A 16,507-nucleotide genomic window follows, 5' to 3' on the forward strand; every position below is an offset into this window, starting at 1 on the left:
TCGAACTCACGACAGCCAGGAGGTCTCCGCCGCTGAAGATTTCGGCACCATTATAACCATCAACGATGCTCAGATTATTAGGATTGGCAACATCAAATGTAGTTTGACCAAGCTGGAAGTTGTTGACAGTATCAAAGCCATAGCCGGTGTCGAGGACAATTACATCATCACCACCTCCTAGCCACAGGGTGTCGTAACCATCGCCACTGTTAATGTAATCATCGCCAGAGCCAGAATAGATGACGTCATTACCAGAACCACCATAGATTACATTATCACCCTCACTCGCGAAGATGGTATCGTTACCGCTACCACCGGTAATGACATCCTGCTGTGAACCACCGTATATCAAGTCATTACCATCACCGCCGTAAAGGTAATTAATTCCCTCACTACCAAAGATTGTGTCATTGCCACCGAAACCCTCAATCTCATCGTTTCCGACAGTGCCCTGAAGGGTATCATCATATTCTGTTCCCGCGATATAATTGGTATTATACATTGATGTTTTCTCCGTAATAAGGAATCGTCATTTGTTGTGTAACCCACACCTCGGTTGTATCTGAAGTTACATCTGAGGTGCTGTCTGAGGCTGTATCGAAAAACTGCTGTGTTTTTCAGCCTCTAATGGTTAATCAAACTGAAACTGCTCTTTTTCTACAAAAGGGCAGTTTTTTGTAATATTCCTTAACAAAAGGCCTGGAGAGACCAACCCTGATCAAAAATGCGTCTGAGTTCACTCAGACGCACTATAGTAATCAACTAATGATTTTATGCTCCGGCAAGCTTTGCTATACCGGAGGCTTGGAGAAAAACCCTACACAAACACCTGATCCAGATTGTCAATCAGAGTACTAGCTTGAGTCCAACTCACCACAGCCAGGAGGTCTCCACCGCTCGAAATTTCCGCACCATTAGCACCATCAATAATGTTCAGCTGACTACTATCGCCCGCATCAAAGATAGTTAGACCAAGCTGGAAGTTGTTGATAGTATCAAAGCCATTGCCGCTTTCGAGGATAATTAGATCCTCACCACCCCCTAGCCACAGGGTGTCATTACCACTGCCACTATTAATGAAATCATTGCCAGAGCCAGAATAGATAATGTCATCACCAGCACCAGCCAAGATTTCATTATTACCTTCACTCGCGAAGATGGTATCATTACCGCTACCAGCATTAATCACATCCAGCTGTGAACCACCGTAGATTAGGTCATCACCAGCACCAGCCAAGATTTCATTATTACCCTCACTGGCGAAGATAGTATCATTACCGCTACCAGCATTAATCACATCCAGCTGTGAACCACCGTAGATCAGGTCATCACCAGCACCAGCAAAGATTTCATTATTACCTTCACTCGCGAAAATGGTATCGTTACCGCTGCCACTATTAATCAAATCATCGCCAGCGCCAGAATAGATCAGGTCATCACCAGCACCAGCAAAGATTTCATTATTACCCTCACTGGCAAAAATGGTATCATTACCGCTACCACCGCTAATCACATCTAGCTGTGAACCACCGTATATCACGTCATTACCATCACCCCCGAGAAGGGTATTAATTCCCTCACTACCAAAAATTGTGTCATTGCCAGCCAAACCCTCAATCTGATCGTTTTCGACACTGCCGAACAGGCTATCATTGCCTGATGTTCCTAAAATAAGATTGTCGTCAATATCTAAGTTAATGTTGAGATCAATCAAGCCTGTCTCGAAGAAAAAGCCATCAACAGCAATTTGGTAGGTTGTACCAGCGCTAACTGTAAATACAACTTCACTTTGTAAACCAAAGGTGTCATCATCACTGGCAATCTCTGTTAAGGTGTTAAGTGCTGAACCGGTGTAGACTGCTAGACTAGTGTCGTAGTTACTCCCAAAAGTGTCAATAGTGACTGTACCATCAGCGGGAGCTGTCCAAGACCACCACGCAGAATTTAACGGGCTGCTAATGCCTGCATGATCGGGCTCACCTGGCTCCCCAGTGAAACCCACGTTACTGCCTGTGGTACTAACTGATGTACGCTTTAAGAATATCCGGTCTGCAAAGTTATCATTAGAAACCATCAATGTTTGCTCCGTAATTAATAAATTCTCAGTTGTTATATAATGCACACCTGGGTAGTATCTGAGGCTGTATCTGAAAACTAGTGTGATTTTCAGCCTTTAATAATTAATCAAGTTAAAATTGCACTTTTTCTGAAAAAAACAATTTTTGTAATAGTTATTAATAAAATCTGTGGGTATAAAAAACCTCATTAAAAATGGGCCTGATTTCACTCAGACCCACCAAATTAGGTTACCCGTTAACTATAAGGATAGCGCTAGAAAAGACGCTATCTAAGGATTTTTTTTACCTTTGTTAGAGTTTTATTTAAATTTTACCAAATCTTAATTTTACCTTTCCGGTTTTTCATGAATGGGCAAGTAAATAGGTGATGCTTGCCAAACTGGCACCAGCCATGACGATATTTTTTAAATAGCTTAAATAGCGTTTTGAGTAACTGCTACTGAGTAATAGTAAGAAATATATATCTAGGTATACACGAGAATAATCCAAATAATACCCTAAGATAGTCATGCTAGTCATTGAAAATAACACAGCATAAATAATTGCACTGATTAGGATAACTTTGTTTTCCCGTAGAGATTGACTGGCTAGCAGTATAGTGACTACAAAAGCTGCTATTAATAAGGCAAACGAATAAGCTTCAAACAGGTTTTTTCCCCCTAGTCCCCCTGTGAGACTATTAATCAGCTTTTGACCTATGCCAAATAGGGGGTAGCCAAAATTTTCACTACCTTCTAGATTCTCTTGAGCCTCTAGACGATAGAAAACATAGATAGCCCACCCAGCTACTGGTATCCAAGCCCATAATAGATGTTGCAGCTGCCGACCTTTGCGCTCCCATATACTGGTTAATAAAATTGCCAACCACATTAATAGCATTGTCTCCCGTGTCAGACAAGCAGCTGCGATCGCTATTGCTGTGTAAATCGGTTTTTCATTGCGATAAAAATAGATAGCTGTTACCAGCAGCAAGCTACTAATTAAATCAGCTGTTGAAAGGGATAAAACCATCCAAACTCCTGGTATAGACAGAACCAGGAGTGATTGCCAAGTTCTACCACTATATCGTTTGAAATATAAACTACTGACAAATACTATGAGAATAATAGCTAGACAGTTAATCCCAACCATTGCGTAGGGAATTAGCTGGGTATTCCCAAAACCTAATAGATAACCTAGCAGTGGATACAGAATTCTTCTGTAGCGATATTGCGGAGGAGTAATGGCTTCTATTGTCCCTGAGTTTTCTAACCATGGATCGAGGGCAATAGTCAGAAACTGTTGACCATCATATCCCTGCTCTCCCTGATAAATCAATACTTGATCACTATTGAGATAAGGAGAAATAGGGAATAGTGACCCAATTCTGAAAAAGCCAGTAATATTTCCTTCAAATTTTACAAAATAAAAAAAACTTACTATAAATAATACTAAAACAGCAGCCAATATTGTATGCCTAATCTCAATCGGCTGCCGATTCCATAATTGTTTCATAATCTAATATCATTTTCTGTTGAACACTTATAATTATTAGATAATAGGGAACAGGGAACAGGGAACAGGGAACAGGGAACAGGCAATAAAGAGGGAGATTACTTACAAGAAGGAAGCTAAGTTTTTTGATAACCGATTATATTAACATGATATAACCCGCTATTCCCTTTTTTACTAAACACTATAATTGCTGATAAAATTAGCAAACAGTAAAAATGCGCCTGGTTAATTCCAGACGCAGGTAATCTTTCCAGCTGACTATAGCGGCTTATATCCTAATGAGGTACACAGGATTTTTTCTCTGTTCCCTGTTCCCTGTTCCCTGTTCCCTGTTCCCTAAAACCAAGGACTCTGTACCTCACCCAATTTAAAACCGCTATATAAAATAAATGAAATAAAATTAAATTAACCGAGTGCTTCAGCACCACCCACAACTTCCAGAATTTCCTGGGTAATAGCGGCTTGCCGTGCCTTGTTGTAGGTTAGGGTTAGTTTACCAGTCAGTTCCGATGCATTATCACTGGCATTACTCATTGCTGTCATCCGACAAGCCAGTTCACTAGCTGCTGATTCTTGTAAAGCCCGTAGTAACTGGTTGTTTAGATATAAAGGCAACAGGGCATCGAGGATTTGCACGGGGTCTTGCTCAAAGAGCATGTCACGGGGGAAAGTCTCGGTACTTGTCCTTGTGACTACCTCCCGCTCCACCTTGAACTCACCACCTTTAGTGGTTAATCTGAAGATCTCATCATCCTGTGATTCTAGTCCCTTAGCTGTTAGGGGTAGCAGGGTTTGAACCGCAGGTCGAGAACTAATCAATGAGACGAATTTGGTGTATATCAACTCCACCCGGTCTACGCTTTCAGACAGAAACAGGGAGAGGAGTTGGTCAGCAATCATAGATGCTTCTGATGCTGTGGGAATCTGTTCTAAACCGGTGTACTTGGCATCAATTGGCTGGTCGCGGCGCTGGAAGTACTGAAGAGCTTTTCGTCCAACTAGCACGTATTTGTAGCCAACCCCTTTCGCCTGTAGTTCCTTAGCACGGTTTTCGGCACGCTTGATCACGTTAGTATTGTAACCGCCACATAGTCCTCTATCCCCTGAAACGACGAGCAAGCCTACATTCTTGATTTCCCGTTCTTTTAGTAGGGGGAGATTGGCATCTTCAAACTGCATCCGGTTTTGCAAACCGTAGAGAACTTGTGTTAAGCGGTCAGCAAAGGGACGGGTTGCAGTTACCTGTTGTTGAGCACGACGTACCTTAGCCGCAGCCACAAGGCGCATCGCTTCGGTGATTTTCCGGGTATTTTTGACTGACTTAATGCGATCGCGAATATCTTTTAGATTAGGCATAATCTGTTCAAGGATGAAGGATGAAGGGTTAAGGTTGTCTCGGGTTTAAGGTTGTTTGTCAGAATGCAGAATTAAGAATTAAGAATTCTACATTCTGCATTCTAAATTCTTAATTCAAAAAGGTTGTTAGCCCCGTAGTCGGTGTAGGGTAGGTTGAAGGTTTTTCGCATAGCGTGGCCTTTAGGCCAAGGTTTAAGGTTGACTGTTTTTTATAGAACCTGCAACCTACTAACCTGCAACTGAAATTAACCTGCAACCTGCAACCTACTAACCTGCAACCTACTAACCTGCAACCTACTAACCTGCAACTGAAATTAACCTGCAACCGAAACTAATCTTTAACCTGTTAAGCAGAGACTAGGAAGGTCTGTTTGTATTCTGCGATCGCTTCTTTTAGAATGCTTTCGGCTTGATCAGTGATCTTCTTCTCGTTTTTGATAATCTCAACGTACTCTGGCTTGCTGGTTTTCAAGTATTCCCGCAGTCCCTGAGTAAAAGTTGTCACCTTATCAGTAGGCACATCATCTAGATAGCCATTGAGTCCAGCGTAAACGATTGCCACTTGCTCAAACACAGCTAGGGGTGAATTCTGAGGTTGCTTCAACACTTCCCGTAAACGCTGACCCCGAGCCAACTGAGCTTGGGTTGCGGCATCCAAGTCGGAGGCAAACTGAGCAAAGGCTTGCAAGTCGTCAAACTGGGCTAGTTCTAGCTTCAACTTACCAGCCACTTTCTTCATGGCCTTGGTTTGGGCAGCAGAACCTACCCGTGACACTGAGATACCAGGGTTAATCGCTGGTCTGACACCAGAGTTGAATAGGTCAGAGGAGAGGAAGATTTGACCATCAGTAATAGAAATTACATTAGTCGGGATGTAAGCTGATACGTCACCAGCCTGAGTTTCAATAATAGGCAGAGCGGTCATACTACCACCACCCAGTTCATCATTCAGTTTAGCTGCCCGTTCCAACAACCGGGAGTGAACGTAGAACACATCTCCTGGATAAGCTTCCCGTCCTGGTGGACGGCGCAGCAGTAGGGACATCTGGCGATAGGCTTGAGCTTGCTTAGACAAGTCATCATAAATCACTAGGGTTGCCTTACCCTTGTACATAAAGTACTCGGCAATGGAGGCACCGGTGTAGGGAGCCAAGAACTGTAGAGTAGCTGGGTCATTGGCATTCGCTGCCACGACCACAGTGTAGTCTAATGCTCCTTTTTCCTGGAGGGTATTCACCACTTGGGCTACAGTAGATGCCTTCTGACCAATAGCAACATAGACACAAATAACATCTTCCTGTTTCTGGTTGATGATTGTGTCTACAGCAATAGCAGTTTTCCCGGTTTGTCGGTCACCGATAATCAACTCCCGCTGACCCCGTCCAACGGGAATCATAGCGTCAATAGCGGTGATTCCTGTTTGCATGGGTTCACAAACTGAACGCCGCGCAATAATCCCTGGGGCCATGGATTCCAGCAGACGGGATTCAGTGCTTTGAATGTCACCCTTACCATCAATGGGACGACCCAAGCCATCAACTACCCGACCAATCAGTGCCTCTCCGACGGGTACCTGAGCAATCTTACCAGTAGCAGTAACCGAGCTACCTTCCTGGATCTTTAAACCATCCCCCATCAGCACTGCACCCACATTGTCCTGTTCTAAGTTCTGGGCAATGCCAACGGTGCCATCTTCAAACTCCAGCAGTTCCCCAGCCATGCACTTTTCCAAGCCATAAATCCGGGCAATACCATCACCAACTTGCAAAACCGTTCCAACGTTGGAAACCGCAAAACCTTGGTTATATCCTTGAATTTGCTGCCGAATGATGCTGCTAATTTCGTCTGGTCTAATGCTAATCATGATGTGTTTTGATCGTTAACTAACTAATTGTTTACTGTTAACTATTAACTTTTGACTGTTGACTGTTGACTGTTCAAGGTTATGTCCCAAGGGGTTAATCTTTAACCAACTAACCTAGCTTAAAAGGTAAGCCTCAGAGAACTAACTAACTTACCCTACACCGACTGGCCTTGGGGGAACAACCAACGTGACGTACTTCAACTAGTCAGAGCCATACCGATGCGACGGAGTTGTCCTTTTAGACTGGCATCAAATATCTGAGACCCGACTTTAATGATCACACCACCGATTACATCCGGGTCAATTTTTGTATCCAGTTCTACCTGATTGGCTCCCGTGAGGGACTTAACTTTCTCACGAACTGATTCTTGCTGAGCTTCAGAAAGTTCTATTGCTGAACTGACCTCAGCCAAAACAGTTTGATCTAACTCCCTGAGAAGTTCTTGGTACTTCAGGCAAATGCCTTCCAACAATACAATGCGCCCACGGTCTACTAGAATCCTCAAAAAATTCATGGTGTAGGGGTGAAGTTGGTCCCCAGCAATTTGTTGCAACACCCCGATTTTATCCTCAGCTTTGACCACAGGAGAGCCTAAAAACTCCTGCAATTGCGGCGATTCTTTCAAAAGACTCAGCAGAGTATCTACATCCTCACTCAGTTTGCCTTTGACTTCGTTATCGGACTTAGCCAAATCGAGCAACGCTTCTGCATAAGGTTCGAGCACTTGCCCACTCAACAAACTACCTTTCATGAGCCACCTCCCAACAGAGCGATGTTGCGGTCAATTAATTGTTGTTGAGCGGAATTATCTAATGTATCTCTGAGTTGGGCATCAACCTTAGCCATTGCCATAGTAGCAACTCGCTGGCGTAGTTCGGCCATTGCTCGTTCCCTTTCCGAGTTCAAATCCTGAACTGCTGATTCTTTCATCCGTTCAATCTCTTGAGCCGAAGCGGCCAAAATTGCCTCTTTAGCTGCTTTAGCATTAACTTCTGCTGCAGCACGAATGTTTTCTGCCTCGACTTGGGCTTGAGCTAACTTCTGCTGTTGATCTGCTAAGGCTTCGGCTCCTTCTCTTTGACGAGCTTCTACTTCTTTAATGGCCTGTTCAATTTTTGAGCGTCGTTCACTCAAAATGTTTCCCACTAATTTGCTTCCGAAGTAGTAGAGTACTCCCAACAAAATACCCAGGTTGATTAGGTTGGTTTCAAGAATATTAAAGTTTAATCCAAAACCACCTTCTCCATGAGCTTCTGTTGCTAATAATACTAAATTCCCCATCATATCCGTTTACAATTGTTTTGAACGCATAATCTTGCTAAGCTATGACCTGTCCACCTACTCTCAAGATAATTATCTCAAGACAATTATTTCAAGACAATTATCTCAAGATAATTAATAGTTTGAAATAGTTTGACAGTACTCCCACATCGCCAATCTCTTAGGAGTTTTAGTAAATATATGGGTCAGGCGGTCAAGACGCCACCATTTATCTTACTAACGCTGGTCCTAACAATTTTTTTAAAATTTGGCCAGATAGATCATCCACCTGTTGTTCGAGGGAAGCCATCGCTTGCTGTTTCTGTTGATCAATTTCTTCTTGAGCTTTTGCTCGTTCAGCCTGAGCTTCTTGTTGTGCTTCAGCAACCGCTTGAGCTGCCATTTTTCTGGCATCCTCTTGGGCAGCAGCGATCACAGCTTGAGACTGCTTCCGGGCTTGAGCCAACTGTTCTTCATACTCTTTAGCCATCTTTTCGGCTTTAGACAAGCGTTCTTTGGCATCAGATTCCTGATTCCGGATGTATTCGTCACGCTCATCCAGCGTTTTTGTCAGTGGCTTATAGAATATGGCATTTAATACGACTGTCAAAACTAGAAACTGCAATGCCATCAGAGGCAGAGTAGCATCAAAATCAAACATTTTTTACAAATCCCAAATCGGAATAAAACCGAACAATTCACCGCATCAGACCTACCATGTAGAGACGTTGCAGGCAACGTCTCTACATAAAGTATCAGGTTCTAAGAAAATGGGTTAGCAAACAGCAGTACCAGAGAAATTACCAGACCATAGATAGTCAGGGATTCCATGAATGCCAAGGTTAACAGCAGAGTACCGCGAATTTTTCCTTCAGCTTCCGGCTGACGAGCAATACCTTCTACAGCTTGACCAGCAGCGTTTCCTTGACCGATACCAGGGCCGATAGCAGCTAAACCTACAGCAAGAGCAGCAGCGACAACTGAAGCAGCAGCAATGATTGGATCCATGATGATTTTTCTTATCCGTGATTAAAGAACAAAATACAGAGCTACTAGTCAGAAGGAAACTCCGAAGGAGTGATCAATTCCAACTATTCCTAATTTAAGGCTACCGTGCCATTCCGATTACTAAGGTTATCCCTTAATGTTCTTCGCCTTCGACTTCTATTGCCTCGTGAATGTAGGCAGCTGCCAAGGTAGCGAATACCAGGGCTTGAATTGCACTGGTAAATAGACCTAGCGCCATAATTGGCAAGGGAATAAACAGAGGCACTAGCAGCACCAACACGGCTACTACCAGTTCATCTGCCAAAATATTGCCAAATAAACGGAAGCTTAGGGAGAGGGGCTTGGTGAAGTCTTCTAAAATCTTGATCGGCAAGAGGATTGGTATTGGCTGAATATAGCCAGCGAAGTAACCTAAACCCTTCTTGCTCAAACCAGCGTAAAAATACGCCAAGGATGTTAGTAAGGCTAAAGCAACGGTGGTATTGATGTCATTGGTAGGAGCCGCCAGCTCACCGGATGGGAGCTCGATAATTCCCCAAGGAATTAGGGCTCCTGACCAGTTTGACACGAAGATAAACAAAAACAGTGTACCGATAAAAGGTACCCAAGGGCGATATTCTTTTTCCCCTAGCTGGTTTTTCGCTAAATCCCTCAAAAATTCTAGGGCGTACTCCATCAAATTTTGGATACCGCCAGGAACCATTTGGACATTTCGAGTTGCCGCTAGGGAAGCTAATACCAGAATAGCAATCACTACCCAGGAGGTGAGAAAAACCTGACCGTGTAATGTTAAATTGCCAATCCGCCAATAAAAGTGTTCACCAACTTCTAAGGAAGCAAGGGGTAAAGAATTCAGAACGTTTAAAGCATTTATCATTTCCATTCTGGAGATTTACCCAGATTTCTGTCAAGGGTGAAACGTCTGTTTATCCTACCAATAAATCCGACTTAAATAAATCTTACTTAGAGGTAGGATTTACTAGGCTTTGCAGGATATAGACGATAATTGCGGCTTTGTACGTCAGAAACCCTAAAAATATAGGAAGTATTTGTAATTTTTGCCATTGACTGGCTACTACAATTATCCCAATAAAAACCGCAAACCGAGCCGTGCTCGGACGCCTATTTTGTTGGCTTAGCCGCTCTACGTCTTTAGCCAACATTCTCAAGTAAACCATACCAGTACACGCCCCGATCAAATAATTCAAGGCAATGTTGAGGGAGTAAACCACCCACACACAGATGAAAATAATCCCTGTCGCAACTAGGGTGACCAACAACAGAGTTTGTTTGAGTTGGTAATACTCCTCCATTGACGAACTCGTTGAAGGGGACAAGTAACTTGTTTGCGTGTTTTCCTCCATGGTCAATGGTTTCTCAAGAGGGTTATCTGACAAGTTCACCGGTAGCAGCAAATGCTAGTCCAGTCATCTGGCTTGTTTTCACAAACCAGACGTAATCATATCATGGGAAAGGTCACAATACTTAACAAATCTGGTATAAAAATAACTAATCTCTCCGAAGTGCGGTATAAGTGAGGGTTTCGGCTTACAGGGTGACCGATAAATGGAGCCAGGGATGGGTGCATGTAACGGATAGGTAGCGACTACACAAAGTAAGCTTGCAGAATTAGGCTGACCACATTCATGATTTTGTGTAAGTCCTTGAGCTCCGCACTTGGCGTGTATAGCTCCAGCTTTGAAGGGAAAGTCTATACCTTGTATTGGGATCCTGATGCGATCGCGTAGCGTGGCCTACGGCCAATCCCTTAGCGGCTCGTACCGAGCATCGCGTTTGACCGGAAGGGTATACCATACTAAGTTGCGGTCAAAGATACAACTTTCTCTTGCCCCATCTTCCCATCTCCCCATCTTCCCATCTCCCCATCTCCCTATCTCCCTATTTCCCTATCTTTGAATGCAACTCGGTATCATTTGGCATCCTTCTTAAGAAGTATCTCGCAACTAGCGAGAGGCAACAAAGGTACCACCCAACAAAAATATTGGTTAAATATAACTGAATTAAACTCAATAAATACGCACATGGTCAGCAAAGCACTAGTATAGATGCCAATTTGTCGCTTAATGGCACTCAGAAATACTAGACTCATTACCAACAGCATTGGCAACTTAGCTTTGATACCAATGAAATCAGGATTTGACAATGTAATTAACCCATCTAAGGAAGGAGCATTAACATGTCCGTCTGGATTCCTAGTGGCTGAAAATAGAATCGATTTAAAGAACCCTTCTGCATTCCATAAGATAAATGGTAGTGACGTTATCCCAGGGATAACAAGTATTAACAACAAAGCGATTAAGGTATCCTTTACAGGATTATCCTCTGATGATTGCCAAGCCCAAATCAGGTAAAGTGGTAGTAAAAAGATAGCAATTTGTTTAATCCCTAAAGAGAAGCTAAACATCAAAAAAGCTGTCAACTTGTGTTTCGGCAGTAACATCAGGGAAAGAATCAGAAAAAATATGCCTAGGAAATCTAAGTTAGCGTCAATACTAACATAAAGCGTCCATCGGTTCAGTAACCAAAATAAAGCAGCAAACCAGCCAAAAATAAATAGGTTATGGTTATACAAATGATAGAAAATTAGACCAGCAATACCGATATTAACCATTAAAAATATCGGTCGCCATAGGGAAATCCAGTCTGAGTAGTCTTGGAATCCTAATAATTGAGTTAATGCTGAAAGCCAATAAAAAAGGGGGAAATAGGTAGCATACTTCTGATTCTCTCTCATATTTCCCGATAAGACTCTAGCGTAGGGATTTTCCCCCGATAAAATTCGCTTCCCTTCTACCCAGCTATAGTAAATATCGTGTCCCTCAGTGTTATAGTTCCAAACTTGTAAAAGTTTGACATTAATAACAACACCGACAACAGCGATTAAAATTAGACAGATAATTACTAAACTCTTTTTTTGACTCATCATCATCTTACTTATTGGTTAATAAAAAATTGTTAATTACTAATTAACAATTAACGAATAACCTTCAATGATAAGTATTCAATGGAACTTGATATCACGGTTTATTTTCTCAGGACGCCCCATCCCAGCTGTGATGGCATAACTTTGAGCCAACAACTGTAACCAAAGCTGTGGATAACGCTTTTCAAGCCAGGGCTGTAAACGTCGAACTAGACTGGGAAACCAACCTTTCAGCAACCCGCTGACAAAGGCATTGCTAGTAAAACTTAAGTAACTGCCTACCCAAAGCAAAAAATCCTTAGCACCAGCCATTTCCAAAATCCAGGGGATGAGGGCAGGGTTTCGCCGAGCTGCTTTGAGTGCCAGTCGATTAAAGGTTAACCAACTGAAACGGTCTTTAATAAACGTATCTGGTACCTCCGGTGGTTCATCTGCCAACAAACCAAAGAAGGTATTGAGCATGGAGTTAATCCGCTGGGGTGGTAGATGACGACCTGTTGGTACCATCATCCCCTGGGAAAAGAGCCAGGTCACAGCAATATTACTTTGATAGGCACGAATTTGATTTAAATCCTTAGCACTCAAAAGATTGTGCCGCAAGGCAGTGTCCAAGAGATCGGTTAAGCGATAGAGGTTACGCACTAAGGAACCAAAGCCAGTGAACACCAAGGGAGACTGAAGGGAAGCAGCATCACCAATGGCAACCAGTCGGTCAAAGGCCACAATGCGATCGCGACTTCCCACCGTAAAATGTCCGGGAATATACCCAAAGGTTGGCTTCTTCCACACCAACTTTTCTATATCACATCGGCGGTATTCCGGTAATATAGTAAAGAAATCTTCATACATTTCTAATAAAGAGCCGGGATTCTCAGGATGTATCTGATGGTAATGGAACAAATAAATTGTCAATTCCTGACCTGCGCCAGGGAACAACTCCCAAATCAGCTGACGTCCCCGGGAAATATCCCCATGACTATTGAGAACATCACCATAATCGGGATCCCACACCTGAGGCTCTAATCCCTCAATCACAGCCCCCACGGTGGGACAGACACTATTAAACGCCCTACCCCCATTGAGCTGCCAAGCAATTGGTGAAGCTGTTCCCATGGCATCCACCAACAGACGACCACTCACTTCTCGGTGAGATTTAGTCGGTAAGTGTTGCAACTCCACCACGACTTCCTCTGGGGTGATAGTTGCTTGGATAAACTCTGTCTCATCCCAGATTTCTCCTCCAGCACTGGTGAGCTTTTTTCCACACAGTTGCAAAAACTTAGCAGAGTCAATGGCGATATTGAGCACCCTTGGCGTGTGCAAGATGGCTGCTTTCAAGTGGGGTGGGTTGTTGCTATCAAAGAACTTATTGAATCCATCAACGTATTCCCTACCAATAATCCCTTCAAACTCAGTTGGAGTAAATAAACCCAAATCAATCAGGCTTTGAAACTCATCCCGTGAAATATTCCATTCCCGGTTCATCCGCCCAAAGGTTAACCGCTCAATCAGCAATACCCGATAACCCCGCTGCGCCATTGTTGCAGCATGGATCACTCCCAAGGCACCACCGATGTAGATTACGTCGTACTTAGAGGTTGAAGGTTCTTCGCGTAGCGTGGCCTTTTGGCCAAGGTTAGTCGGTTGTAGGTTAGATGGTTGTTCGCGAACACCGTTCAACTCCTTAAACACTACCTGCTTGGGCTGCTGGGGGTTACGAACCCCCTCACGCCAGCGCTTTTCCCACCAATAAACTCGATTTAGGTCATATTCTCCTCTAGGCATTTTCCGGAAAAAGTGCACAGTCTGAGGATAATAGGGTGCTAATGCTTCAAAGATGGATTGCTCCGATAACTCTACATCCGGTGGTTCTGGATAGTGGTAAGGGAATTGATCCCGAAGACTATGGGTCAGCTGTCTTAGAATTAGCGTTTCGCCGCTCAGGGGCTTTTCGGACCAACGAAAAGCTTTGAGGTAGGTGGTTCGCTGCACAGACCACACAAAAATCGAGATTTCTGGAATCAAAGATAGGGCAACTGTAGTCTTGTGATTAGAATTCTCATCAGGAGTAGTCTCCCATTGCAGACGGATACCATCTGGCGTGATTATCTTATCCCCGACCTTAGGTTGCCATTCCTGTTGCAACCATTGGCACACAGTCTTGGTGTCTGGTGTAGGGATTTCTACGTACAGAATCTCTTTCATAGGGGTTATGTGATCACAAATGTCATTAAGAGGAGAGACGGAGGTAATCAATGCTGAAAATACGCTAAGCTTCCAAGTATCGACTTGTTTAATATTCGTAAAAATACTTTACATTGATTTCAGTTTAGTTATAGTCAAGGGTGCCCTTGTTTGTTAGGTATGAATTATCCCATTCCAGCTAGTCCACAAGAAATAGTCGCCCTACGTCAGCAACCAGTTGATGAAGAACTGGTGGTAATGGCGATTGCTGGTGTCATTCAAATTGCCCGTCAAGAGGGACAGTCTCTTGACGATTTAACTGCCGAAGTCTTAGCAGAAGACGATTGGCTTGATCACTCACAAAGAGTATTACTCAATGACTTAGTTGTCCAAGCCTGGGAGAGTCTGCCTGAATTGGAATGGCAGGCGTCTTAAGCTAAGCGCCAAGCTGGTAATTGTAATTGCTACGACTCAAGCCATGACGCATCTACCTTTTTCATCATTGATTGCCATTGATTGGCACATTAACCCCAGGCTGACCCATGCCTATTTTTAGAAAACTACTCCTGAGTCAAACTAGATCTTCAACAGAACTGATCAATTCCTATTCCCCTTGCCTAGTAGCTTGATCACGCTCTCTTAGCTGCAAGAGAATTTGGGCATGAAATTCCTTGGTGATGGGATAGAAGTAAGCAAGTACAATACCACCAATCAAGAATAGAGTTGGCAGTGGCCCAATAGCGATACGGATGGCTAGCAGTGCGGAATCGGGTTGGGTGGGGACTGGTTGCCCAGCAGTAGATGAGATGAATCCTGACCACTCTAGGGCAATACCGACTAAAAACAGCCCTAGGGCTAAACCAAATTTTTGCAGCAAAACCATGAAGCCATAAAATATCCCTTCCCGACGCTGACCTGTTGTCAATTCATCGAGTTCAATCACATCCGGCACCATGGACCAGGGGATGAGATAAGCCACAGAAACCCCAAAACCAGCCATAACAGCTAAACAGTACATTAAGGCAACTTGACCAGGTTGTAGCAAAAATATACCAACTTGAGCGATAATCCAGACACTAGTGCCCATAAAGTAAGCGGTTTTTTTGCCCAATCGCTGACTGACCATCTTCCAGAAAAACAGCATTAATAACGCAGTACCTTGAACCGCAAGGGCGACATAGGGAAAGGTAGACTCGGGCAATCCCATCCAATTGACTACGAAGTAAAGCAGGATAGAACCGATTAACTGGACACCTAACCAGGAACACAGGTAAATACCAATCACATAGAGAAAAGGCTGGTTACTGAATACAATCCGCAGTTGCTCAAAAAAGGATAAGGAGGCTGAAGTGTCAGCTTCAGAGTGCAAAACGACTATGCGTTGATTTCAGGTGCAACCATGGCAACAGGCGCAGCTTCACCAGCAGCCAAGTCTAGAGGGAAGTTGTGAGCGTTACGCTCATGCATTACTTCCATACCTAGGTTGGCACGGTTGATTACGTCAGCCCAAGTGCTAACAACACGACCCTGAGAGTCGATGATGGACTGGTTGAAGTTGAATCCGTTCAGGTTGAACGCCATAGTGGAGATACCTAGTGCAGTGAACCAGATACCGACTACAGGCCATGCACCCAAGAAGAAGTGCAAGGAACGGCTGTTGTTAAAGGAAGCGTACTGGAAGATCAAACGGCCGAAGTAACCGTGTGCAGCAACAATGTTGTAAGTCTCTTCTTCCTGACCAAACTTGTAACCATAGTTCTGGGACTCAGTCTCAGTGGTCTCACGAACCAAGGAGGAAGTCACAAGAGAACCGTGCATAGCGGAGAACAAGGAACCACCGAATACACCAGCTACACCTAGCATGTGGAAGGGGTGCATTAGGATGTTGTGCTCAGCTTGCAAAGATATTTTTAATACTTATATTTTTACAATACTATTAATCATATACCTTTATGCTGGTATATACAATTTTTTCCTACCAAAACCGCGCACAGTTCTTCCTTATTCCCCCTGATTTAGCATCGCTTTTTTGCAAAATCCCACCACGACAAAAAACGCCCCCCATGACTGGAAGGCGTTTTTGATTATTTAACAGAAGCGATTAATCACAATCGCCACTGTTTAGATTTATTAACCGTTGATTGCAGGAGCAGTTAAAGCAACGGGAGCAGACTCACCAGCAGCTAAGTCTAAGGGGAAGTTGTGAGCGTTACGCTCGTGCATTACTTCCATACCTAAGTTAGCGCGGTTGATTACGTCAGCCCAGGTTCCGATTACACGACCCTGAGAATCAATTACGGACTGGTTGAAGTTGAAAC

Annotated in this window: 14 protein-coding genes and 3 pseudogenes; 1 reads left to right on the forward strand and 16 read right to left on the reverse strand. The window is 43.6% G+C overall.

Translation table 11 applies throughout. The features are described from left to right. The 13 genes from F6K52_RS03325 to F6K52_RS03385 all read right to left on the reverse strand — a co-directional run. A partial coding sequence (locus F6K52_RS03325) for a calcium-binding protein (protein ID WP_293074011.1) occupies positions 1-502 on the reverse strand: 502 nt, incomplete at its 3' end. A 315-nt stretch (positions 503-817) separates the two neighbouring features. Next, positions 818-2,074: a calcium-binding protein gene (locus F6K52_RS03330; RefSeq protein ID WP_293074017.1), complete on the reverse strand. Its 1,257-nt coding sequence runs from the start codon at positions 2,072-2,074 to the stop codon at positions 818-820. A gap of 346 nt (positions 2,075-2,420) precedes the next feature. Further along, positions 2,421-3,572 (reverse strand): AZOBR_p60025 family cell surface glycopolymer formation protein, encoded by a 1,152-nt coding sequence (locus F6K52_RS03335; RefSeq protein ID WP_293074019.1) that lies wholly within the window; start codon positions 3,570-3,572, stop codon positions 2,421-2,423. Between the two features lie 405 nt (positions 3,573-3,977). Then, a complete protein-coding gene (locus F6K52_RS03340) occupies positions 3,978-4,928 on the reverse strand; it encodes a F0F1 ATP synthase subunit gamma (protein ID WP_293074023.1) in 951 nt (316 codons plus the stop codon). A 346-nt stretch (positions 4,929-5,274) separates the two neighbouring features. Then, positions 5,275-6,792, reverse strand: coding sequence for a F0F1 ATP synthase subunit alpha (gene atpA, locus F6K52_RS03345; protein ID WP_293074025.1), 1,518 nt, complete (start codon positions 6,790-6,792; stop codon positions 5,275-5,277). A gap of 197 nt (positions 6,793-6,989) precedes the next feature. Next, on the reverse strand, positions 6,990-7,544 hold the full coding sequence (gene atpH, locus F6K52_RS03350; protein WP_293074027.1) for an ATP synthase F1 subunit delta: 555 nt from the start codon (positions 7,542-7,544) through the stop codon (positions 6,990-6,992). Continuing rightward, complete coding sequence (locus F6K52_RS03355; RefSeq protein WP_293074044.1) at positions 7,541-8,074, reverse strand: F0F1 ATP synthase subunit B; 534 nt, start codon at positions 8,072-8,074, stop codon at positions 7,541-7,543. The genes atpH and F6K52_RS03355 overlap by 4 nt, the downstream gene beginning before the upstream one ends. Before the next feature lie 208 nt (positions 8,075-8,282). Further along, on the reverse strand, positions 8,283-8,714 hold the full coding sequence (locus tag F6K52_RS03360) for a F0F1 ATP synthase subunit B' (RefSeq protein WP_293074030.1): 432 nt from the start codon (positions 8,712-8,714) through the stop codon (positions 8,283-8,285). Positions 8,715-8,815: 101 nt separating this feature from the next. Continuing rightward, positions 8,816-9,061: an ATP synthase F0 subunit C gene (gene atpE, locus F6K52_RS03365; protein ID WP_070392129.1), complete on the reverse strand. Its 246-nt coding sequence runs from the start codon at positions 9,059-9,061 to the stop codon at positions 8,816-8,818. Positions 9,062-9,194: 133 nt separating this feature from the next. Further along, positions 9,195-9,944: a F0F1 ATP synthase subunit A gene (atpB, locus tag F6K52_RS03370; protein WP_293074033.1), complete on the reverse strand. Its 750-nt coding sequence runs from the start codon at positions 9,942-9,944 to the stop codon at positions 9,195-9,197. Between the two features lie 76 nt (positions 9,945-10,020). Next, on the reverse strand, positions 10,021-10,374 hold the full coding sequence (locus tag F6K52_RS03375; RefSeq protein ID WP_293039184.1) for an ATP synthase subunit I: 354 nt from the start codon (positions 10,372-10,374) through the stop codon (positions 10,021-10,023). Positions 10,375-10,991: 617 nt separating this feature from the next. Continuing rightward, a complete protein-coding gene (locus F6K52_RS03380) occupies positions 10,992-12,011 on the reverse strand; it encodes a hypothetical protein (protein WP_293074035.1) in 1,020 nt (339 codons plus the stop codon). A 72-nt stretch (positions 12,012-12,083) separates the two neighbouring features. Beyond that, on the reverse strand, positions 12,084-14,210 hold the full coding sequence (locus F6K52_RS03385) for a flavin-dependent dehydrogenase (RefSeq protein ID WP_293074038.1): 2,127 nt from the start codon (positions 14,208-14,210) through the stop codon (positions 12,084-12,086). Positions 14,211-14,369: 159 nt separating this feature from the next. Between F6K52_RS03385 and F6K52_RS03390 the strand changes: the two genes are divergently transcribed. Further along, a complete protein-coding gene (locus F6K52_RS03390; protein WP_008181083.1) occupies positions 14,370-14,624 on the forward strand; it encodes a hypothetical protein in 255 nt (84 codons plus the stop codon). A gap of 169 nt (positions 14,625-14,793) precedes the next feature. On the opposite strand, the pseudogene F6K52_RS03395 reads toward F6K52_RS03390, so the two are convergent. From F6K52_RS03395 to F6K52_RS03405, 3 pseudogenes are all read right to left on the reverse strand, one after another. Next, positions 14,794-15,549: pseudogene (locus F6K52_RS03395) on the reverse strand (MFS transporter); the annotation flags it as partial. 14 nt (positions 15,550-15,563) lie between these two features. Continuing rightward, positions 15,564-16,088, reverse strand: a pseudogene (locus F6K52_RS03400) (photosystem II q(b) protein); the annotation flags it as partial. Positions 16,089-16,319: 231 nt separating this feature from the next. Beyond that, positions 16,320-16,507, reverse strand: a pseudogene (locus F6K52_RS03405) (photosystem II q(b) protein); the annotation flags it as partial.

The organism is Moorena sp. SIO3H5 (assembly GCF_010692395.1).
Classification (GTDB): Bacteria; Cyanobacteriota; Cyanobacteriia; order Cyanobacteriales; family Coleofasciculaceae; genus Moorena.

Excerpts from the sequence above, each read along its gene's own strand:
- F6K52_RS03330 (WP_293074017.1), bottom strand. The coding sequence starts at position 2,074 with ATGGTTTCTAATGATAACTTTGCAGACCGGATATTCTTAAAGCGTACA.
- atpB (WP_293074033.1), bottom strand. The coding sequence starts at position 9,944 with ATGGAAATGATAAATGCTTTAAACGTTCTGAATTCTTTACCCCTTGCT.
- F6K52_RS03375 (WP_293039184.1), bottom strand. The coding sequence starts at position 10,374 with ATGGAGGAGTATTACCAACTCAAACAAACTCTGTTGTTGGTCACCCTA.
- F6K52_RS03335 (WP_293074019.1), bottom strand. The coding sequence starts at position 3,572 with ATGAAACAATTATGGAATCGGCAGCCGATTGAGATTAGGCATACAATA.
- atpE (WP_070392129.1), bottom strand. The coding sequence starts at position 9,061 with ATGGATCCAATCATTGCTGCTGCTTCAGTTGTCGCTGCTGCTCTTGCT.
- F6K52_RS03355 (WP_293074044.1), bottom strand. The coding sequence starts at position 8,074 with ATGGGGAATTTAGTATTATTAGCAACAGAAGCTCATGGAGAAGGTGGT.
- F6K52_RS03380 (WP_293074035.1), bottom strand. The coding sequence starts at position 12,011 with ATGATGATGAGTCAAAAAAAGAGTTTAGTAATTATCTGTCTAATTTTA.
- F6K52_RS03390 (WP_008181083.1), top strand. The coding sequence starts at position 14,370 with ATGAATTATCCCATTCCAGCTAGTCCACAAGAAATAGTCGCCCTACGT.
- F6K52_RS03385 (WP_293074038.1), bottom strand. The coding sequence starts at position 14,210 with ATGAAAGAGATTCTGTACGTAGAAATCCCTACACCAGACACCAAGACT.
- F6K52_RS03340 (WP_293074023.1), bottom strand. The coding sequence starts at position 4,928 with ATGCCTAATCTAAAAGATATTCGCGATCGCATTAAGTCAGTCAAAAAT.
- atpA (WP_293074025.1), bottom strand. The coding sequence starts at position 6,792 with ATGATTAGCATTAGACCAGACGAAATTAGCAGCATCATTCGGCAGCAA.
- atpH (WP_293074027.1), bottom strand. The coding sequence starts at position 7,544 with ATGAAAGGTAGTTTGTTGAGTGGGCAAGTGCTCGAACCTTATGCAGAA.
- F6K52_RS03360 (WP_293074030.1), bottom strand. The coding sequence starts at position 8,714 with ATGTTTGATTTTGATGCTACTCTGCCTCTGATGGCATTGCAGTTTCTA.